At 72.0% G+C, this 2280-nt stretch carries 2 protein-coding genes and 1 pseudogene; 1 reads left to right on the forward strand and 2 read right to left on the reverse strand.

Annotated features, from left to right (window positions below; translation table 11 throughout):
• Window positions 1–281 precede the first annotated feature (281 nt).
• Window positions 282–1559 (forward strand): acetyl-CoA C-acetyltransferase, encoded by a 1278-nt coding sequence (locus QAA18_RS01230; RefSeq protein ID WP_279410401.1) that lies wholly within the window; start codon window positions 282–284, stop codon window positions 1557–1559.
• Here QAA18_RS01230 and QAA18_RS12885 read toward each other — a convergent pair whose 3' ends face one another.
• Both QAA18_RS12885 and QAA18_RS01240 read right to left on the reverse strand, forming a co-directional pair.
• Window positions 1560–2018 carry a tetratricopeptide repeat protein gene (locus QAA18_RS12885; protein WP_343226729.1) on the reverse strand — a complete coding sequence of 153 codons (459 nt, stop codon included), beginning with the start codon at window positions 2016–2018 and terminating at the stop codon, window positions 1560–1562.
• Between the two features lie 18 nt (window positions 2019–2036).
• A pseudogene (locus QAA18_RS01240) lies at window positions 2037–2280 on the reverse strand (heme biosynthesis protein HemY); the annotation flags it as partial.

The following is a 2280-nucleotide window of genomic DNA, read 5'->3' on the forward strand; positions in this document are numbered from 1 at the left end:
TGCGCGCCGACCAGGGCGAGCTCGAGCTCCGCCGCCTCGGCGTTGAAGCGGGCGAGGTCGGCGGCCATGCGTTCGCCCAGCTTGCCGGCGCCGGCCTGGTCGAGGCGGTCCGCGCCCACGGGACTGCCGGGGGTCAGCTCCAGCGCGAGTGCGCCGAGCACCACCCTTTCTCCGGAACTGTGGTTTGCGTCGCTCATTCGTGATTGGCCGTGCACGGGTGCGGGTTTACACTGCCTGCATTATGCCCCGCGATGTCGCGTGGGCCGACGCGAGGTCGCACGATGCAGCAAGGCCGTCCCGTCGCCGTCCTGGGCGGCGTCCGCATTCCCTTCTGCCGGCAGAACACGGCGTATGCCGATGTCGGCAACCTGGGCATGTCGGTCCGCACCCTGGGCGCGCTGGTGGAGAAGTTCGGCCTGCACGGGCAGCAGCTCGGCGAAGTGGCGATGGGCGCGGTAATCAAGCACCCGTCGGACTGGAACCTGGGCCGCGAAGCCACCTTGTCCTCGGGACTGTCCGCCCTGACCCCGGGCATCACCCTGCAGCGGGCCTGCGGCACGTCGCTGGACTCGATCGTCACGGTCGCCAACAAGATCGCCACCGGCCAGATCGAGGCCGGCATCGGCGGCGGCAGCGACACCACCTCCGACGTGCCGATCGTCTACGGCCAGGCGTTCCGCCGGCGCCTGCTGCATGCGGCGCGCGGCAAGACCTTCAAGGAGCGCGCGGCCGCGTTCAAGGGATTCCGCCTGCGCGAACTCAGGCCCGAGTTCCCCGGCGTGGCCGAGCCGCGCACCGGCAAGTCCATGGGCGCGCACTGCGAGGACCTGGCGCGCGACTGGAACATCTCGCGCGATTCGCAGGACGAGTGGGCGCTGTCCTCGCACCACAAGCTGGCCGCAGCCTACGAGCGCGGCTTCTTCGACGACCTGGTGGTGAGCTTCCGCGGCGTCGCGCGCGACAACGTGCTGCGCCCGGACACTTCGCTGGAGAAACTGGCGACGCTGAAGCCCGCCTTCGACCGCACCTCCGGCAAGGGCACGCTGACCGCCGGCAACTCCACGCCGCTCACCGACGGCGCCGCCGCCTGCCTGGTGGCTTCGGACGAATGGGCCGCCGCGCACGGGCATGAGGTGCTGTGCCATATCCGCGACGCGCACGTGGCCGCCGTCGATTTCGTGCATGGCGAAGGCCTGCTGATGGCGCCGACCATCGCCGTGCCGGAAATGCTGGCGCGCAACGGCCTGACCCTGCAGGACTTCGATTTCTACGAGATCCACGAAGCCTTCGCCGCGCAGGTGCTATGCACGCTGCGTGCCTGGGAGAGCGAGGACTACTGCAGGACGCGCCTGGGCCTGGATGCGCCGCTGGGCCGCATCGACCCGGCGAAGATCAATCCCAACGGTTCCTCGCTGGCCACCGGCCACCCGTTCGCCGCCACCGGCGCGCGCATCGTCGCCACCGCCGCCAAGGAACTGAAGGAGCGCGGCGGCGGCCGCTGCCTGGTGTCGATCTGCACCGCCGGTGGCATGGGAGTGGTTGCAATCCTGGAGCGGTAACTACCCGCGCAGGCGGGGCAGGCCGTGTTCGTCGCGTTCTTCGATCGCGGCGCTGTCGGCGATCTGCTGGCGCAGGTCGCGGCCGGGCAGTTCGCGGACCCTTTCGCCACGCGCGGCCAGCAGCGCATTGGCATAGGACTGGCGCGCGAGCGCTTCCTCGCCATGCGCGGCGAAACCGTGGCCCAGTTCCTCCCAGGCCTCGCTGCCGGCGCCCTGCGCGATCGCGCGGTGCAGGTACGCTTCGGCCTGCGGCCACTGTCCCTGCGCGCGGGCCAGCCGCGCCAGGGTCAACAGCAGCGCCGGACTGGCAGGATGCGTCGGCAGCCAGCGCTCGGCGGCGGCCCGGCGCTCGGCCAGGCGGGCGACCGGCAGCGTGCCGTAGCGCGCTGCCAGGCCTTCGTCCCAGCGCGCGTCCAGTGCCTGCTCGATCGCGCGCGTCGCGGCTTCGTCCCAGCGCAGCGCCGCGGGGCGCGCGGCCTAGGCGCCGACCACGCCCGGTTCGTTGCGCAGGGGCTTCGGCAGGCCTTCCCAACGGTCGGCCAGGATGTTGGCGTCGCCGGCTTCGCGCAGCGAGGCTTCCGCCCACTGCTCCTGCAACTCGTCCAGCCGTGCCGGCGGCAGCGCCTGTTGCTGGCGCAGCGTACCCAGCAATCCGTAGGCCTGGGCGGCCTGGCCGCTGGCCGCCATCGCCTGCGCGCGCAACGCCAGGCCGCGCGGCGGC

Source organism: Luteimonas sp. 8-5 (assembly GCF_029763755.1).
GTDB lineage: Bacteria > Pseudomonadota > Gammaproteobacteria > Xanthomonadales > Xanthomonadaceae > Cognatiluteimonas.